Genomic DNA, 17095 nt, shown 5'->3' on the forward strand with positions numbered 1-17095 from the left:
GTCGGGCCGGCGGTATTCCGGTCGAGTTGGGCAACGGCAGGTCATTTGACGCTGAGTTCGAGTGAGACGCGGTGGGGGGCGGGATCGGCAGTGGAGGAGTGAAGGCGGATGTTGAGGTGGCGGTAAGTAAAACGGAGGGCTGGGGCGAGGGGGGCAGCGTGGGCGTTGTGACACGATCAAACATAAGGGAAACCTCACAGTATTTGAATGTCGTCGTTACGCTCCTTGTAAGTCGTCAGATGGGTGAGGGTTCACAGTGAGTTGGTTCCTGCGGGAAATGTAAGCAAAGAACGCCGCACCGGTGAGGGTGCAGCGCAGTGTTCAGGGCTGAAATGCGCCGATAAAGATCGCCGGGTCCACCCGTGCGTCGTTCAGGCTGATGTTCCAATGCATATGCGGCCCGGTCGCCCGGCCGGTGGAACCGACCTTGCCCACCACCGCACCACGGGCCAGTTGCTGGCCTACGCTCACGTCAATCTTCGACATATGGCAGAACATGCTGATGAAGCCCTGGCCATGGTCCACAAACACGGTGTTGCCGTTAAAGAAGTAGTTGCCGGTCAGAATCACCTTGCCCGCCGCCGGGGTCTTGATCGGCGTGCCGGCGCCTACGGCAAAGTCCAGGCCGGAATGCGGATTACGCTCCTCGCCATTGAAGAAGCGTCGCACGCCGAACTTGCTCGACAGCGGCCCGTTCACCGGTTTGTCCAGCAGCAGGTTGCTTGGCGTGTTCGGGCTGAAGCTGCGGTAGGCCTTGAGCTGGACCGCCAGCTCGCCTTCGATGCGCTTGAGTTGCGCCGGGTCCGGGTTCACCTGGCTTTTGTTCTTCAGGGTGATGTGCTGCTCGGGGTACTTCTTGAACCCCACGACAAACGGCAGGTTCTGGCTGCCGCTGGTGATGCGTTGGGTACCGGGCTTGACCGTCAGCGGGATACCGACAATCGCCAGCCAGTTGTTCTGTTCCTTCACCACCAGCACCGGCCGGTTCAGGTAGGTAGCTTTGGGGGCTGTCGCCGAGGTACCGAGGTCGACCACCGCGACGCCACCGGGCACCGGCTTGTTCAGCAGCCGGGTGATGTAGCTGTCGGCATGGGCGTTAAAGGTCAGGCACAGCAGCATCAACAAACTTAAAAAGCGTGGCATCAATCAATCCAGTAACGAGAGGGTGACGGGCGTCAGGTGGTTGTCTTCCACCCGCACTTGCAATTGGCCTTCACCGAGGCGCGCGGTGAGACGCTGGCCGGTGTGGGTTTGCGCGGCATTGCGAATCGCCTGGCCGCGTTCGTCGAGCAGGATGCTGTAGCCGCGTCCGAGAGTAGCCAGCGGGCTGACCACGTGCAGCGTCTGCACCTGGCTTTGCAGTTGCAGGCGACGGGCCTTGAGGCCTTCGCGCATGGCGCGGGGCAGGCGTTCGGCGAGGCTGTCCAGGCGTTGGCGCAGCAGGGCCAGTTGACGGCCTGGATGTTGGCCGGCGAGGCGGGTTTCCAGGCGGATCAGCCGTTCACGACGGGTATTCAGGTTGCGCTCGAAGGCGCGGCGCAGGCGCATGTCCAGGTCGTCGAGGCGCTGGGCTTGCTGGCGCAGGCGTTCGCCCGGGTGACGCAGGCGACGGGCCATGCCTTCCAGGCGCAGGCGGTCGTGGGTCAGGCGGTTGCGCATCAGCATCACCAGGCGGCGGTGCAGATTCTCTACCTGGCGAGTCAGGTGGCTGGAATCCGGCGCCAACAGCTCGGCAGCGGCGGAAGGGGTAGGCGCTCGTACGTCGGCGACGAAGTCGCTGATCGACACATCGGTCTCATGGCCAACGGCGCTGACGATGGGGGTCACGCAGGCGTCCACCGCGCGGGCCACGGCTTCTTCGTTGAAGCACCAGAGGTCTTCCAGCGAGCCGCCGCCACGGGCCAGGATCAACGCGTCGAAGCCTCGCGCATCGGCCAGTTTCAGTGCGCGGACGATTTGCGCGACCGCTTCACGGCCTTGCACGGCCGTCGGGATCAACGTCAGTTCTACGTTCGGTGCCCGGCGGCGGAACACGCTGATGATGTCGCGAATCACCGCGCCGGTGGGCGAGCTGATAATCCCGATGCGCCTTGGGTGGGCGGGCAGCGGCACCTTGCGTTCGGCACTGAACAAACCTTCGGCGCTGAGTTTTTCCTTCAGCGCGTCGAAGGCCAGGCGCAATGCGCCGTCACCGGCGGGCTCCACCGTGTCGAGAATCAACTGATAGTCGCCACGGCCTTCAAACAGCGAGACCTTGCCCCGTACCTTCACCGCCAGGCCGTCTTTCAACGCCTGGCGCACCCGTGCGGCGTTCTGCCGGAACAGCGCACAACGCACCTGGGCGCCGCTGTCCTTGAGGGTGAAGTACACGTGGCCGGAGGCCGGGCGGGCGAGGTTGGAGATCTCGCCTTCGACCCAGATATTGGTGAACACGTCTTCCAGCAACACCCGCGCACGGCCGTTGAGCTGGCTGACAGTCAGGACTTCGCGGTCCAGGCCCAGACGGGCAAAGGGATCTTTAATCATGGGCGGCAGTTTATAGGCATTCGTGCAGGGTTTGACAGAACTGCTCCACCAGCGCGCTCGGCGTTTGCTGGCAGGCGAGGGCGACGGTGCTTTGGCAATCGGGATCGGCCAAGGGCAGAAAATGAATGTTGGCCGGCGCAATGTCCTGCATCGACTCCGGCAGCAGGGCGATCCCGAATCCGGCCTGGATCAGCTGCAACTGCGTGGTCTTGCGCGACATCACCCGGGCGGCCTTGGGGAAAAATCCTGCACGCATGCACAACTCGGCTGACAGGTAACTCAGCCCTCCGCGCTGGGGGTGAGGGATCGAGATAAACGCTTCGTTCTTCAATTGCGCCAAATCGATACCGGATGTGTGCCCGGCCAACCGGTGACTCGGCGGCACGGCCAGCAACAGCCGCTCGCTATATAAAGGCACGATGTGCACGCCTTCGCGCTGGCGCAACACCGGCAAGCGCAACAGCCCGACCTCCAGCCGACCGTCGGCGATTTCTTCCAACTGGACTTCGGAGGACAGTTTGGCGATGTCCATCGACACGCCGGGGCATTGCTCCAGCCAGGCACCGATGCCGCGTAGCAGGCGGCCACTCATCGGCACCGTGCTCGAATGGCTCATGCGCAGGGTACCGAGTTGGCCATTGCCCACTTGCGTCGCCATCTCACTGGCCTTGAGCAGTTCGCCCAGCAGGTTGCGTGCCCTTGGATAAAACGCCTCGCCCGCAGCCGTCAGCCGCGGTTGGCGCGCAGTGCGTTCAAACAGCGGCGTTTGCAGCAGGTTTTCCAGCTCCTTGATCTGCCGGCTCAGTGCCGATTGCGCCACAAACAGCCGCTCGGCCGCTGCGCTGAAGCTGCCGCTCTCGGCGATTTCGACGAAGTAACGCAATTGCCGGGTGGAAATCACAGTCATGCCTTTTCGAGATGAGTGATGGGCTTTGAAGATATTAGTCGCAAGGCTTGCCAATGGCTAAAGTGATGGCCATCTCTAATAAGGAATACCTCATGAGTCCGGTCGAGCTGTTGAGTCATTGGTCATTTGGCGGTGTGGACTGGCTGGTGATCGGCGTGGCGATTGCCCTGGCGTATATCGTGTTCGGCATTGCAGGCTTTGGTACCGCATTGGTGGCGGGGCCGATCCTGATTCTGTTCATGCCGCTGTCGAAGATCATCCCCTTGCTGGTGCTGCTGGATTTTGTCGCGGCCTTCGGCAACCTCCTGCAATCGCGCCGGGATGTGGTGAAGCCGGAGTTGTTCAGGCTGCTGCCGTGCATGGCGATTGGCTGCACCCTTGGGGTGATCTTCCTGCTTAACCTGCACTCCGATTTATTGCTGCTGCTGATGGGGCTGTTTATCAGCGCCTATGCGATCTACAGCCTGGCGGTGAAGGCCAAGCCCACGCAGATGGCAGCCGGCTGGGCGATTCCCATGGGGGTTGTCGGCGGGCTGTTTGGCGCGTTGTTCGGCAGTGGCGGCTTTCTGTATGCGATCTACCTCAACAGCCGATTGCCCAAGGATGGCGCGCGGGCGACCCAGAGTGCGTTGATCAGTTGCAGCACGGTGGTGCGCCTGAGCCTGTTTCTGATCGCGGGCGTGTATGCCGAGCTACCCTTGTTGATGTTGGCGGTGTGCCTGTTGCCGGCCATGGCGCTCGGGCTGTGGGCGGGGCGGCGGTTGACCCTGCGCATGTCCCGCGAGGCGTTCGTGCGGTTGGTCACCTGGCTGGTGCTGGCCAGCGGCATTGCCTTGATTGCCCGTTACTTGAGTACTTGACCTGTGGGTGTCAGGGATTAAGCTGCCGGGCTCTGGGGCCCCCTCGCGGGCAAGCCCGGCTCCCACAGTTGATCGCATTCCAATGTGGGAGCCGGGCTTGCCCGCGATGAGGCCAGAAGCCACACCGCAGGACACCCAGGCACCATGAACTCCCAAAGTATCCTTGTCCCCAAGATCTCCACCTTGCCCGTCCACGAACCCCGCGCCCGGGCGATTGTGCGCTGGCTGGTGCGCAAGAACATCGTCAAGGAAGAACTCACCACCTGCGGGCGCACCGGCAACCGCATGGGCTACGCCCTGGCCGACGGGGCCCGCGCCGTGGTGCTGCACCCCGACGCGCTGCCGTTCAACGAGCCGATCAACGGCCTGGAAATTATCTACAAGCGCTGCATCTACACCCCGGCCAAGGGTTTTCTCGAAGAGGCCGGCTGCCCGGAATGCCTGAAGGAAGTCGGCGAAGCCCTGTTCGAAAGCCTGGAAGACTGGATGCCCGGCCACACCGATAACTTCACCTGCCCGTTGTGTGGGCATGAAGACGACATCAATGGCTTCCTGTTCCTGCAGGAATGCGGCTTTTCCAACCTGGGATTCATCTTCAATAACTGGGCGGAGGCGGGGTTCAAGCAGAGTTTTATCGACGAATTTGCCGACTGGCTGGACCAGAAGATGAGTTGGGTCAAAGTCGAGCTTTGACCCGATGTGATCGTTCCCACGCTCCCGCGTGGGAGCGCTTCCCGTGACGCTCCGCGTCGCCCTGGCATGCAGCGCCTGCAGAACGCGGAGCGTCCAAAGCGGCATTCCCACGCAGAGCGTGGGAACGATCAGTGCTGCAAAAATCATCCATCTATCAGTATTACCAAGTTTGTCAGAGTTTTACATTGAACCCGAGGGGGTGTCTGACTATAATGGCGCGCTTCCATTTTCCCGCTCGGGAGCCCCCGCGATGCTGCGTATCAGCCAAGAAGCTCTGACATTCGACGACATTCTCCTAGTGCCCGGTTATTCCGAGGTGCTTCCTAACGAAGTCAGTCTCAAGACCCGCCTAACCCGTGGCATCGAGCTGAATATTCCTCTGGTTTCCGCTGCCATGGACACCGTCACTGAAGCCCGTTTGGCAATCGCCATGGCTCAGGAAGGCGGCATCGGCATCATCCACAAGAACATGACCATCGAGCAGCAAGCTGCCGAAGTTCGCAAGGTCAAGCGTTACGAAGCCGGTGTGGTCAAGGACCCGATCACCATCGAGGCCGATGCCACCGTTCGTGACCTGTTCGACCTGACCCGCCTGCACAACATCTCCGGCGTTCCGGTACTGCACGATGGCGACCTGGTCGGCATCGTCACTTCGCGTGACGTGCGTTTCGAGAACCGTCTTGAAGTCACCGTCCGCGAAGTGATGACGCCTAAAGAGCGCCTCGTTACTGTCAAGGAAGGCGCCGACAAGAACGATGTGCGCGAACTGCTGCACAAGCACCGCATTGAACGCGTACTGATCGTCGACGACAAATTCGCCCTCAAGGGCATGATGACCGTCAACGACATCGAAAAAGCCAAGGCTTACCCGCTGGCCAGCAAGGACGATCAAGGTCGTCTGCGCGTAGGTGCTGCGGTCGGTACCGGTAAAGACACCGGTGACCGTGTAGCGGCCCTGGTGGCTGCCGGTGTTGACGTGGTGGTGGTCGACACTGCCCACGGCCACTCCAAAGGCGTGATCGACCGCGTTCGCTGGGTCAAACAGAATTTCCCTGAAGTGCAAGTGATCGGCGGCAACATTGCCACCGGCGCTGCCGCCAAGGCCCTCGCCGAAGCCGGTGCTGATGCGGTCAAGGTCGGTATCGGCCCTGGCTCGATCTGCACCACCCGTATCGTGGCCGGTGTAGGCGTGCCGCAAATCAGCGCCATCGCCAACGTCGCCGCGGCCCTTGAAGGCACCGGCGTACCGTTGATCGCCGACGGCGGCATCCGTTTCTCCGGTGACCTGTCCAAGGCCATCGTAGCCGGTGCTTCCTGCGTGATGATGGGCTCGATGTTTGCCGGTACTGAAGAAGCGCCGGGCGAGATCGAACTGTTCCAGGGTCGTTCGTACAAGGCTTACCGTGGCATGGGTTCCCTGGGCGCCATGTCCCAGGCTCAAGGTTCTTCCGACCGTTACTTCCAGGACTCCTCCGCGGGCGCCGAGAAGCTGGTACCGGAAGGCATTGAAGGGCGTGTTCCGTACAAGGGCACCCTGAGCGCCATCATCCATCAACTGATGGGTGGCCTGCGTTCCTCGATGGGCTACACCGGCAGCGCCGACATCGAAGAAATGCGCACCAAGCCTGAGTTCGTGCGGATCACCGGTGCCGGCATGGCCGAGTCCCACGTCCACGACGTACAGATCACCAAGGAAGCGCCAAACTACCGCGTAGGTTGATGCTTCCAGCAAATAGTTAAGTAACCGGGGCTGTCTTATTCAGCCCCGAGTTGTTTCTGATTCATTAGACGAGACTGATCTCATGGCCCTCGACATTCACGCCCACCGCATCCTGATCCTCGACTTCGGTTCCCAGTACACCCAGCTGATCGCCCGCCGCGTGCGTGAAATCGGCGTGTACTGCGAACTGCATCCGTTCGACATGGACGACGAAGCGATTCGCGAATTCGCTCCAAAAGGCGTCATTCTCGCCGGCGGCCCCGAGTCCGTGCACGAAGCCAACAGCCCGCGTTGCCCGCAGGCGGTGTTTGACCTAGGCGTGCCGGTCTTCGGTATCTGCTACGGCATGCAGACCATGGCCGAGCAACTGGGCGGCAAGGTTGAAGGTTCCGAGCTGCGTGAATTCGGTTACGCCCGTGTCGACGTGGTCGGCAAGAGCCGCCTGCTGGACGGTATCGAAGACCACATCGACGCCGACGGCCTGTTCGGCCTCGACGTATGGATGAGCCACGGTGACAAGGTCACCAGGATGCCGGAAGACTTCCACATCCTGGCCAGCACCCCGAGCTGCCCGATCGCCGGCATGTTCAACGACGAGCGCGGCTACTACGGCGTGCAGTTCCACCCGGAAGTGACCCACACCAAGCAAGGCGGTCGCATCCTGTCGCGCTTCATCCTCGACATCTGCCAGTGCGAAGCCCTGTGGACCCCGTCGAAGATCGCTGAAGACGCCATCGCCAACGTGCGTGCCCAGGTCGGCACCGACAACGTCCTGCTGGGCCTGTCCGGCGGCGTTGACTCCTCCGTGGTTGCGGCATTGCTGCACAAGGCCATCGGCGACCAACTGACCTGCGTCTTCGTCGACAACGGCCTGCTGCGCCTGCACGAAGGCGAGCAAGTGATGGCCATGTTCGCCGAGAACATGGGCGTCAAGGTGATCCGCGCCAACGCTGAAGATCAGTTCCTGAACAACCTGGCCGGCGAGTCCGACCCGGAGAAGAAGCGCAAGATCATCGGCCGTACCTTCATCGACGTATTCGATGCCCAGTCCAACAAACTGGACAACATCAAGTACCTCGCCCAAGGCACCATCTACCCGGACGTGATCGAGTCGGCAGGCGCCAAGAGCGGCAAGGCCCACGTGATCAAGTCCCACCACAACGTGGGCGGCCTGCCTGAGGAAATGAACCTCAAGCTGGTAGAGCCACTGCGCGAACTGTTCAAGGACGAAGTCCGCCGTCTGGGCCTGGAGCTGGGCCTGCCGTACGACATGGTCTACCGCCACCCATTCCCGGGCCCGGGCCTGGGCGTGCGGATCCTCGGTGAAGTGAAGAAGGAATACGCCGACCTGCTGCGTCGCGCCGACCACATCTTCATCGAAGAACTGCGCAAGGCCGACTGGTACCACAAGGTCAGCCAGGCATTCGTGGTGTTCCAGCCGGTGAAATCGGTTGGCGTGGTCGGCGATGGCCGTCGTTACGCATGGGTTGTTGCCCTGCGTGCGGTGGAAACCATCGACTTCATGACCGCCCGTTGGGCACACCTGCCGTACGAACTGCTGGAGACTGTCAGCGGTCGTATCATCAATGAGATCGAAGGTATTTCGCGCGTTACGTATGACGTGTCGAGTAAGCCGCCGGCGACCATTGAGTGGGAATGATCCTGCGGTAGCAGGTGAGCGCTGAATAACAAAACCCCGGCCTGGTGCCGGGGTTTTGTTTTATCCGTCAGGCAACTGTTCGCCGAGGGTTTTTTCGCCGGGATGCAGCCAGGGCGTTTCCAATTGCAGGCGTACATCACTGGCGGCGTCTTGCTGCCGACGCCGCCCGCCCGTTCTCCGACAACTAGACCCGGTGGTCCGCCAGGACTTCCGGCGAGATGCCGTACGCGCTGAATGGCTGTGGGCGCACGGAGGAGGACGACCCAGCGGTTGCCGCAGGAGGGGCGATCGAGACCGCCGGCTTGCTCTGGTTTTCCCCACCGCCCTTGAGGCCGGGGCTGTCGACGAGTTCCCATTCGTTGCGGGCGTTCAAGCGCACTTGCAGCGAGGTGTTGAAACCGTCGGGGTTGAGCGGGTCGACAATCGCCAGGTGACCTGGCCCGTTTATCGCGGTCTCAAAGCGCACATGGTAGGCCACGCCATTCATCAGGATGGCGTGGTTGGGCAGGCTGCCGGACGAGTGCAGGGTATAGGTCTGGAAAAACCGCCCAGGCTGGGTATTCACGCTCTCGCTTTCCAGCAACAGGTTGCTGGCATAGGACGCGGGTACCGGGCTGGATGGCAGTTCAGGAGACAGTCGTGGGCCTGTCACCTCGACCAGTCCTCGGGACTTGAGTGCCCGGCTCAGCTCTTCGAGGGTCTTGAAATGCTTGCCGCTGACCGACTTCCATTCCGGCCGGTCAACCAGATATCCCGCTTTATCATGCTGGATCAGCACACAGTTGATAAATCCATCCCGGCCGCGAGCAACAAACATCGGATAACCGGGTTCGACGTGGTGGATATACATGCCAGCCTCCGGCAGGTAGCGCGACAGCTGTTGGGCGACGCGCACGTCCAGGGGCGTGTCCATCTGCACGCGCAGGTCATTTTTGATTTCGACCGACGTCAGCCTTTTGTCAGTGGCTGCATAGCCGGGATCCGGCTCGATTCCCCTGGGTTGGCCGGTTTCCACGTCCTCGATGCGAACACCGACAACGTCCTCCAACTCGCCGAGCCCCGGTACGCCTTGGTGCACGTTGGCGTGGCTGTTACCCACCAACGCTACCCACTTATGCGCGCCACGGGCCGCCTGGTCCGCATCGATCACAGTGCGTGCGAAGAAGTTCATCATCTGTTGCCGGTAGAAGGTTTCGACATCAGCGAGCCCCTTGCGATAGCTGGCCATGCAGTCGATGGCTTGCACGCGAATATGGTTGCGCTGCGCGCTCTTGACCACTTCGAGGAAGGTATAGCGCCCGGTGGGGTCGGTGCCAAAGCCGTTGTCCAGGCTGTTGAGATAGCGCTCAAGGCGCTCGGGCATTTTGCCGCTGCGGTTGAACAGCTCCAGGTCGGCCTGATGAAAATCCGTCTGCACATGCTCCAGGTATAAGGTCTTGACCTTCTGCTTGGCCAGCAGCGGCATATTCTCGATCAGCAAGCGCTTGCTGCCCACGCTGGAATGGTTCTCGCCGAATACGATACCGGGGCCTTCATTGAGCAGGCGCTGGATAAATTCCTTGATCGATGTGCCTGGCTTGAACGTGGGAATGGGCGCGCGGACAGTCGGCGGCCGGGCAGAAAAAAATCCTTGGCGTCGTTGTAAAGCCGGCGGCGCAGGGCCTTGAAGTCGTCGTATTCATTCCCGGCAAAGTAGGTTTCGCTGAGGGCGTGGCGGTCCCCGTAGCCGTCTGCATGGTCTCGCAATGCCGGACGCTCGGTCACGGGCACGTCGTACGCAGTGGTCACTGGGTCAACCTGGGGCAAAGGGTCCGTCGCCCGGCCCCAGGGTTTGGGACCCATCCGCAACATGCCGCCCTTGAGACCGGGGGCTGGCAAGGGTTCCCAGCGTTTGTAGGCATTGAGCCGCACGGGAACGTTGCGCGAAAACGCGTAGGGGTTTTGCGCATCAATGATCAACCAGCCCTTGACCTCCTTGACGTAGCGCACCTGAAAATAGCCGGACGTAGTGCCCTGGCGCAGGTAGATGTAAGTCTTGCCGCTCAGGGTTTCGATAATGCCCTCCCTGGCCCCGGTGCCGGCACGCGTGCCTTCGGTGATGTCGGTGCGCAAGCTGTCCAGCAGGGTTTCTTGCTGGGCCGGGGCCACGACTCGGTCGGGGGCAATATCCGACAGCATTGGCGCGTCGGCCCTGGACAACGTGCCGGTCCCCAGTCGGGTTTCTGAACCCACTGTCTCTTCGGTCAGGGCGATGTCCGGCAAGTCGCCACCGCCCTTGAGAAACATGGCGTTGAACAGGGTGTCGATGCCCGCGAGGATCGCACCGGTCACGCCTGCCTTGCGTTCGGCCGGCGTGTTGCCTGTGATCGCCTGATCAATATTCAACCCGACATTCGCAATGCCCGCGCCCACCACGGCCAGCGCCACCGGCCAGCCGACCGCGGCCATCGGCCCGAACACCCGGCCGAAAGCATTGAGGTAGCCCATCCAGAGTTTTTTTCGCAGTTCGCCATTGGTGTGCATCATGAAGCCTGCATCGGCGAGCATGCGCGCGTGGGTGGTGTGCCGCAGGTGGGTGAAGGGGTCGTCGTTGACCCAGGCCTGCTGCACCTCGAGTAGCTGGTGGTTGTTGGTTTGCCAGGCACTGAACAGCAGGTCCAGCAGGTGGCTGAGGCCGACGTTTTCCCGGTGCGGTTCGTGGAACACGTGGGCCAACAGATCCGTCACCGGAAAAGCGGCCAGCAGCCATTCCTGGGTGGACGTGAGGGCGGCCGTGTCTTCCATAACATCGTGGTCCATCGCCTGGAAATGCGCCATGAAACGTTTGCGTGCGTCCGGTCGCTCGACCTGGGACATCACCCACCAATGCAGGTCGACCACGCTTTCCATCACATGAAAGCCCCAGAGCTCACCCGGCACGTAAACGATCTGGCGCTCGTAAGCGTCGACGATGCACAGGATATCGCTGGAGACGTAGCTGCCAATCTGCAAGCGCCGGATGCGCAGGGCTGGAGAAGGTTGGATTGAAGCATCGAGCATCGCCCGGGTCACCGGCCACTCGACGTTACTGGCTGCCGCTTTCACCACCGTCAGGAAGTGCGCATCCGACAGCCGCCCGGCTTCGCGGTCTTCGATGGCCTTCGCCAGGTACGTGCATTTGGCCAGACTGCGGAAGTGCTCGCTTTGGCTGCTCCAGAACGTGGCCACCGCTGTCTTGTAATGATCCAGGAAGTTGAAGGCCCAGAAGGCTTTCATCACCTGACTGCCCAGCAGCCGCACCTCGTTGCTCTGGTTGTAGGTGCCCACCTCCGGCCCGGCGGTGTAGAAGCCGCAATCGTTGTCGAGCACGTCGGCGTTGTCCTGGTCATGCACGGTGAAGCGGGTGATCACCAGTTGCGTCAGGGTCAGGGAATCGTGGGGATGTTCGAAGTGTTCCCAGCCGCTAAAGGTCTGGTCGTTGCTTTGGGACGAATGGAAACGGTGGAAGTAGATCTGCTCCGGATCAAGGTTGATCGCATGATCGGTGAGGATTTTGCGTGCGAACCGGGTGGCCATTTCGTAAAGGTCAGGGCAGGCCTCGACCATGGCCGGGACCAACGCCTTGAGTGCGACGGCCTCGGCGGCGTTGGGCTGCTTGGGTGCGTCTTGCATGGTAGCTTTCCTTGGGTGGCGTGATGTCGCCCGTACTATCCCAAGGGGCCCGGTTCAAGGCTGTCGGCCCTGCCTGTTGCTGCGCGTCGGACTCAACGCAGGGCAATGTCCGAGAAAGTTAAAAACGTGTCCGGGAATGCCACGATTCGGTGTACTCGAACTGCCCGTGCCGAGACCGGCTAGAGGTATTTCATTTCCAGGGTGACGTCACCGTCCAGGGGCACTTCTTCGGTCAGGGTCAGCGTATTGGAGGGGGCGATGTAGGTATAAAACACAAGCTGCGCATCCAGCGTGGTGATTGCTACCGGAGTGTGACGCGGGTTTTCGGCGTGGGTGACGGAGGTCAACAAGCCATGGGTGACGGCGGTGCCGGTATTCCAGGTGGCCCCTTTGTTGCCGGATACAATGGGGCGCATTGGGCCGGACTCGCTGACCGGGTCGGCCAGGCTAAAGGCGAGGTAGCCAAGTTTTTCGCTGCCGTTGACCAGGCCGAGGCCATGGAGGCTAGGCACCAATGCGGAGCCTGCCTGATTATCGACGGTGTTCAGGGCCAGCAGTGTCGGTCCTTCGCACCTCACGCTTAACTGCCGGCGGTATTGGTCCAGGACTGTTATTTCTTCAATATTCAAGTCCTTGGCCGCCAGTTTGCCGTGATCAACCGCCCCGCCGTTGGCGAGTTGGAGCTGGCAGGCATTCGGAGTGATACGGCCTTTGACGGTCAGGTCTACGGTAGCGGCGGCAGAGGCCGTTGCACTGTTCCCCAGCAATAACGCCGTGGTGAGTGAGGTGAATATCTTGTTCATTATCGGCTCGAAAATCGTTGCAGTGCGCAGGCGCGGACAATGTCGCGTCTGCCCCTTGGTTGGAGGGGCGCGACCTTAAAGATCCGTGTGTGCGAGGGAAATGCAACAATTGCGATAATGGCCAGGCCGCTTCAAGCGGCTCAGCGTCGCGCGATATCCGAAAAGTAAAACTTATCCAGCGTATGCCGCGACTCGGTGTACTCGAACTGCCGTCCATCCTGCAAAAACGTCTGGTTGCTCACCACGATCACATGGCTCTGACCTTCGAGGTCCAGGTGTGTCTGGTCGTCCTTCCCCCGCGGCAGCGCTTCGATGGTGCGCTGGGCATAGCTGATTTGCAGCTGCAGCGTCTGCTCGATAAACGCATAGATCGACTGCTCGGCAATCTCCCGGTCCAGCCCCGGAATCAGGTCGGCGACGAAGTGGTTGATGTCGAGGATCACCCGTTTGCCGTCGATCCGCCGCACCCGCTTGACCCGAGTAATCAGGCTGCCCGCTTCGGCTTCGATGTGTTGCATCAGCGGGCCTTCCAGGGGGAATTGGCTGAACTCCACCACTTCGGTGCTGACGTCATCGCCGAGGGCGGCATGGGTCTCGCGAAAGCTGACGATACCGCCGAGTTGGAACTCGATGGGGTTGGGCGACAGCACGAACGTGCCCTTGCCGTGGATCTTTTGCGCGAACCCGCGCTCCTGCAATTGCTCGATCGCCCGGCGCACCGTGCCACGGCTGGCCTGGTAGGCGTCCATCAGTTCGGTTTCGGAGGGCAGGCGCGTGCCGCGTTGCAGGCGTTCGGTGGTGATGCTGGCAAGCAGATCGGTATAGATCTGGTTGTATTTACTCATGGGGGAGGGCTCTGTGCCGCGTTGGCGTTCAAGGCAGGAACCTTAGTGGCAGCGATGGGGTTTGTCCATGCAACCCATTGTAGAACTCGGAAATATCTGACTCAAAAAACAGAAATTCAATCATTTTCAAACTCGTACATACGAGTTATTGCTTTAACTCGTACAGACGAGTACTTTTGGCCTCGGCGTGCTGCCTATGACCGCCCCAATAAAAAAAACCAAAGTGGATACCAAGCATGAGCCACGACTATCCGAATATTGCCCGCGAGATTCTCAAGAACCTCGGTGGCAGCGACAACCTTGAGCAAGCTGCCCACTGCGTGACCCGCCTGCGCCTGGCCCTCAAGGACCCGAGCCTGGCCAACAGCGGCGAGCTGAACCAGGTCGACCTGGTCAAGGGTTCGTTCTTCACCGGCGGCCTGTTCCAGATCGTGATCGGCCCCGGCGAAGTGGAAAAGGTCTACGCCGCCCTGCGTGAGCAAACCGGCCTCGCCGCGTCGACCATCGCTGACGTGAAACAGAAAAGCGCCGACAAAATAAACCCGATGCAGCGCCTGGTGCGGGTGTTCTCCGACGTGTTCATGCCGATTTTGCCGGCGCTGATCATTGCCGGCTTGCTCATGGGGGTGAACAACCTGATGGGCGCCAAGGGCATGTTCATCGCGGACAAGACCCTGCTCGATGCCTATCCGAACCTGGATGGCCTGTGGAGCCTGATCAACCTGATGGCCAACACCTCGTTCGTGTTCCTGCCGGCGCTGGTGGGCTGGTCGGCGGCCAAGCGGTTTGGTGGCAGTGAAATCCTCGGCATTGTCCTCGGCCTGATGCTGGTGCACCCCGATCTGCTCAACGCCTGGAATTACGGCAAGGCGGTCGCCGGCCTCGACGGCCAGAGCCTGCCGTATTTCGATATTTTCGGTTGGTTCAAGATCGAGAAGGTTGGTTACCAGGGGCAGATCCTGCCGATCCTGCTGGCCGCCTACGTGATGAGCGTGATTGAAAAATGGCTGCGGGCACGGGTGCCGAATGCCATCCAATTGCTGGTGGTGCCGATCACCACCATCGTCGTCACTGGCGTGCTGGCGCTGGCGATCATCGGCCCGGTGACCCGTCACCTCGGCATCCTGATCACCGAAGGCGTGGTCACTCTGTTTGACCTGGCGCCCATGGTCGGCGGTGCCATTTTCGGCCTGCTGTACGCACCGCTGGTGATCACCGGCATGCACCACATGTTCCTCGCCGTGGACCTGCAACTGATCTCCACCCAGGGCGGCACCTTTATCTGGCCGATGATCGTCATGTCCAACCTGGCCCAGGGCAGCGCGGCGCTCGGCGTGTTCTACATGAGCCGCAATGCGCGGGACAAAAGCATGGCCTCCACCTCGGCGATTTCCGCTTACTTCGGCATCACGGAGCCGGCGATGTTCGGGGTCAACCTGCGCTTCAAGTTTCCGTTCTATGCGGCGCTGACCGGCTCGGCGCTGGGCAGTATTTTCCTGTCGCTGAACAAGGTCCAGGCCTCGGCCATTGGCGTGGGTGGCTTGCCCGGGTTCATCTCGATCATCCCGCAATACATCCCAAGTTTTGTCATCGGCATGGTCGTTGCGATTGTCGTGCCGTTTGTTTTGACCTGTGTGCTGAGCATGAAGATTGTTCGGCCTGGATACAGGGTCGCCTGACCTACCGCTATCGCAGGCAAGCCAGCTCCCACAGTTGATCGCATTTCAAATTGAAGGAACCCACCATGCAAAACTGGCAACACTCGGTGATCTACCAGATCTACCCAAAAAGCTTTCATAGCCACGCGGGTAACGCCACCGGTGACCTGCTGGGCATCGTGGACAAGCTCGATTACCTGAAGTGGCTGGGCGTCGATTGCCTGTGGATCACCCCGTTCCTGCGCTCGCCGCAACGCGACAACGGCTACGACATCAGTGACTACTACGCCATCGACCCGAGCTACGGGACCATGGCCGATTGCGACCTGCTGATCAGCGAAGCCGCCAAGCGCGGCATCACGCTGATGCTCGACATCGTGGTCAACCACACCTCCATCGAACACGAGTGGTTCCAGCAGGCCCGCAGCAGCCTAGACAACCCGTACCGCGACTTCTACATCTGGCGCGACCAGCCGAACAACTGGGAATCCAAGTTCGGCGGCTCGGCCTGGGAATACGAGGCGCAGACCGGCCAGTACTTCCTGCACCTGTTCGACCACACCCAGGCCGACCTGAACTGGGACAACCCCAAGGTGCGCGCCGAAGTGTTCAAGTTGATGCGCTTCTGGCGCGACAAGGGCGTGGGCGGTTTCCGTCTGGACGTGATCAACCTGATCTCCAAACCGGCGGATTTCCCGGAAGACAGCAGCGACGGTCGACGCTTTTACACCGACGGCCCGAACGTACACGAATACCTGCAGGAAATGCACCGCGAAGTGTTCGAGGGGCATGACCTGATCAACGTCGGCGAGATGTCGTCCACCAGCCTTGAACACTGCATTCGTTATTCGAATCCACAGTCGAAAGAACTGTCGATGACCTTCAACTTTCACCACCTGAAAGTCGATTATCCGAACCTGCAAAAGTGGGTGGCGGCCGACTTCGACTTCCTGCAACTCAAGCAGATTCTTTCCGACTGGCAACTCGGCATGCAGGCCGGTGGTGGCTGGAATGCGCTGTTCTGGTGTAACCACGACCAGCCGCGGGTGGTCTCGCGTTTTGGTGACGACGGCGAGCACCGCGTGGTCTCGGCGAAGATGCTCGCCACCGCGCTGCACTTCCTCCAGGGCACGCCTTTTGTGTACCAGGGCGAAGAGTTGGGCATGACCAACCCGGGCTTCGACACCATCGACCAATACCGGGATGTCGAAACCCTGAACATCTACCGGCTCAAGCGCGAGGCGGGTGAATCCGAGGCGTCGAGCATGGCGGCGATCATGCAGAAGTCCCGCGACAACGGCCGCACGCCGATGCAATGGAATGCCGAGCAAAACGCCGGCTTCAGCCGCGGCGAACCGTGGATCGGCATCCCGGCCAACGCGGCGCAGATCAACGTGCAAAGCCAGCTGGATGACCCGCATTCGGTGCTGCATCACTACCGCGCGTTGATCGAACTGCGTCGGCACGAGCCGCTGATTCAGGAAGGCGTTTATCGCCAACTGCTGCCGCAGCACACCCAGGTATGGGCGTACCTGCGCGAAGGCCACGGCGAGCGCCTGCTGGTGCTGAACAACTTCTACGGTACGCCCTGCCAGATCGAACTGCCCGATGGCCTGCTGACGGCGGCAAGTGAGCAACGCCTGCTGATCAGCAACTACGACGACTGCCCACAGCGTTCGAACCAGGTCTCGCTGCGCCCGTATGAATCGTTTGTGCTGCACCTCAAGGACTGAGACCCGCTTTACCCCCGGCGTGGGAGAGCCGGGGCGCTT

Annotated in this window: 13 protein-coding genes; 6 read left to right on the top strand and 7 right to left on the bottom strand. The window is 61.0% G+C overall.

Going from position 1 to position 17095, the window contains the following annotated elements:
- Nucleotides 1-321: 321 nt before the first annotated feature.
- Genes K0H47_RS27040 through K0H47_RS27050 form a run of 3 tightly spaced genes read right to left on the bottom strand, consistent with a single transcriptional unit; the run spans nt 322 to nt 3427 of the window.
- Complete coding sequence (locus K0H47_RS27040) at nt 322-1143, bottom strand: peptidoglycan DD-metalloendopeptidase family protein (RefSeq protein ID WP_017478670.1); 822 nt, start codon at nt 1141-1143, stop codon at nt 322-324.
- Nucleotides 1144-1146: 3 nt separating this feature from the next.
- Entirely contained in the window at nt 1147-2526 is a 1380-nt protein-coding gene (gene xseA / locus K0H47_RS27045; RefSeq protein ID WP_017478671.1) for an exodeoxyribonuclease VII large subunit, read from the bottom strand.
- Between the two features lie 10 nt (nt 2527-2536).
- Entirely contained in the window at nt 2537-3427 is an 891-nt protein-coding gene (locus K0H47_RS27050; protein ID WP_219273926.1) for a LysR family transcriptional regulator, read from the bottom strand.
- Between the two features lie 98 nt (nt 3428-3525).
- Here K0H47_RS27050 and K0H47_RS27055 point away from each other — a divergent pair, with 98 nt between their 5' ends.
- From K0H47_RS27055 to guaA, 4 genes are all read left to right on the top strand, one after another.
- Nucleotides 3526-4293 carry a sulfite exporter TauE/SafE family protein gene (locus tag K0H47_RS27055; protein WP_003209649.1) on the top strand — a complete coding sequence of 256 codons (768 nt, stop codon included), beginning with the start codon at nt 3526-3528 and terminating at the stop codon, nt 4291-4293.
- Between the two features lie 144 nt (nt 4294-4437).
- Nucleotides 4438-4986, top strand: a complete 549-nt coding sequence (locus tag K0H47_RS27060) for a hypothetical protein (protein ID WP_003209647.1) — start codon at nt 4438-4440, stop codon at nt 4984-4986.
- Between the two features lie 250 nt (nt 4987-5236).
- Nucleotides 5237-6706: an IMP dehydrogenase gene (guaB, locus tag K0H47_RS27065; protein ID WP_017478674.1), complete on the top strand. Its 1470-nt coding sequence runs from the start codon at nt 5237-5239 to the stop codon at nt 6704-6706.
- An 82-nt stretch (nt 6707-6788) separates the two neighbouring features.
- Nucleotides 6789-8366, top strand: a complete 1578-nt coding sequence (gene guaA / locus K0H47_RS27070) for a glutamine-hydrolyzing GMP synthase (protein WP_003209644.1) — start codon at nt 6789-6791, stop codon at nt 8364-8366.
- 184 nt (nt 8367-8550) lie between these two features.
- Here the strand turns inward: guaA and K0H47_RS27075 are convergent, their stop codons facing one another.
- The 4 genes from K0H47_RS27075 to treR all read right to left on the bottom strand — a co-directional run bounded on the left by K0H47_RS27075 (nt 8551) and on the right by treR (nt 13665).
- Nucleotides 8551-9861 (bottom strand): membrane-targeted effector domain-containing toxin, encoded by a 1311-nt coding sequence (locus K0H47_RS27075; RefSeq protein ID WP_219273906.1) that lies wholly within the window; start codon nt 9859-9861, stop codon nt 8551-8553.
- Complete coding sequence (locus K0H47_RS27080) at nt 9840-12017, bottom strand: dermonecrotic toxin domain-containing protein (RefSeq protein WP_219273907.1); 2178 nt, start codon at nt 12015-12017, stop codon at nt 9840-9842. Before K0H47_RS27080 ends, K0H47_RS27075 begins: the two co-directional genes overlap by 22 nt.
- 179 nt (nt 12018-12196) lie before the next feature.
- Entirely contained in the window at nt 12197-12820 is a 624-nt protein-coding gene (locus K0H47_RS27085; RefSeq protein WP_177025476.1) for a DUF1120 domain-containing protein, read from the bottom strand.
- A 140-nt stretch (nt 12821-12960) separates the two neighbouring features.
- Nucleotides 12961-13665, bottom strand: coding sequence for a trehalose operon repressor (gene treR, locus K0H47_RS27090; protein ID WP_003209636.1), 705 nt, complete (start codon nt 13663-13665; stop codon nt 12961-12963).
- Nucleotides 13666-13901: 236 nt separating this feature from the next.
- Here treR and treP point away from each other — a divergent pair, with 236 nt between their 5' ends.
- Both treP and treC read left to right on the top strand, forming a co-directional pair.
- Entirely contained in the window at nt 13902-15344 is a 1443-nt protein-coding gene (gene treP / locus K0H47_RS27095; RefSeq protein ID WP_008438268.1) for a PTS system trehalose-specific EIIBC component, read from the top strand.
- A gap of 65 nt (nt 15345-15409) precedes the next feature.
- Complete coding sequence (treC, locus tag K0H47_RS27100) at nt 15410-17056, top strand: alpha,alpha-phosphotrehalase (RefSeq protein ID WP_219273908.1); 1647 nt, start codon at nt 15410-15412, stop codon at nt 17054-17056.
- Nucleotides 17057-17095: the final 39 nt, after the last annotated feature.

Origin of the sequence: Pseudomonas sp. Xaverov 83 (genome assembly GCF_019352905.1) — a bacterium.
Taxonomy (GTDB): Bacteria; Pseudomonadota; Gammaproteobacteria; order Pseudomonadales; family Pseudomonadaceae; genus Aquipseudomonas; species Aquipseudomonas yamanorum.

Excerpts from the sequence above, each read along its gene's own strand:
- K0H47_RS27040 (WP_017478670.1), bottom strand. The coding sequence starts at position 1,143 with ATGCCACGCTTTTTAAGTTTGTTGATGCTGCTGTGCCTGACCTTTAAC.
- xseA (WP_017478671.1), bottom strand. The coding sequence starts at position 2,526 with ATGATTAAAGATCCCTTTGCCCGTCTGGGCCTGGACCGCGAAGTCCTG.
- K0H47_RS27055 (WP_003209649.1), top strand. The coding sequence starts at position 3,526 with ATGAGTCCGGTCGAGCTGTTGAGTCATTGGTCATTTGGCGGTGTGGAC.
- K0H47_RS27060 (WP_003209647.1), top strand. The coding sequence starts at position 4,438 with ATGAACTCCCAAAGTATCCTTGTCCCCAAGATCTCCACCTTGCCCGTC.
- guaB (WP_017478674.1), top strand. The coding sequence starts at position 5,237 with ATGCTGCGTATCAGCCAAGAAGCTCTGACATTCGACGACATTCTCCTA.
- guaA (WP_003209644.1), top strand. The coding sequence starts at position 6,789 with ATGGCCCTCGACATTCACGCCCACCGCATCCTGATCCTCGACTTCGGT.
- K0H47_RS27080 (WP_219273907.1), bottom strand. The coding sequence starts at position 12,017 with ATGCAAGACGCACCCAAGCAGCCCAACGCCGCCGAGGCCGTCGCACTC.
- K0H47_RS27085 (WP_177025476.1), bottom strand. The coding sequence starts at position 12,820 with ATGAACAAGATATTCACCTCACTCACCACGGCGTTATTGCTGGGGAAC.
- treR (WP_003209636.1), bottom strand. The coding sequence starts at position 13,665 with ATGAGTAAATACAACCAGATCTATACCGATCTGCTTGCCAGCATCACC.
- treP (WP_008438268.1), top strand. The coding sequence starts at position 13,902 with ATGAGCCACGACTATCCGAATATTGCCCGCGAGATTCTCAAGAACCTC.
- treC (WP_219273908.1), top strand. The coding sequence starts at position 15,410 with ATGCAAAACTGGCAACACTCGGTGATCTACCAGATCTACCCAAAAAGC.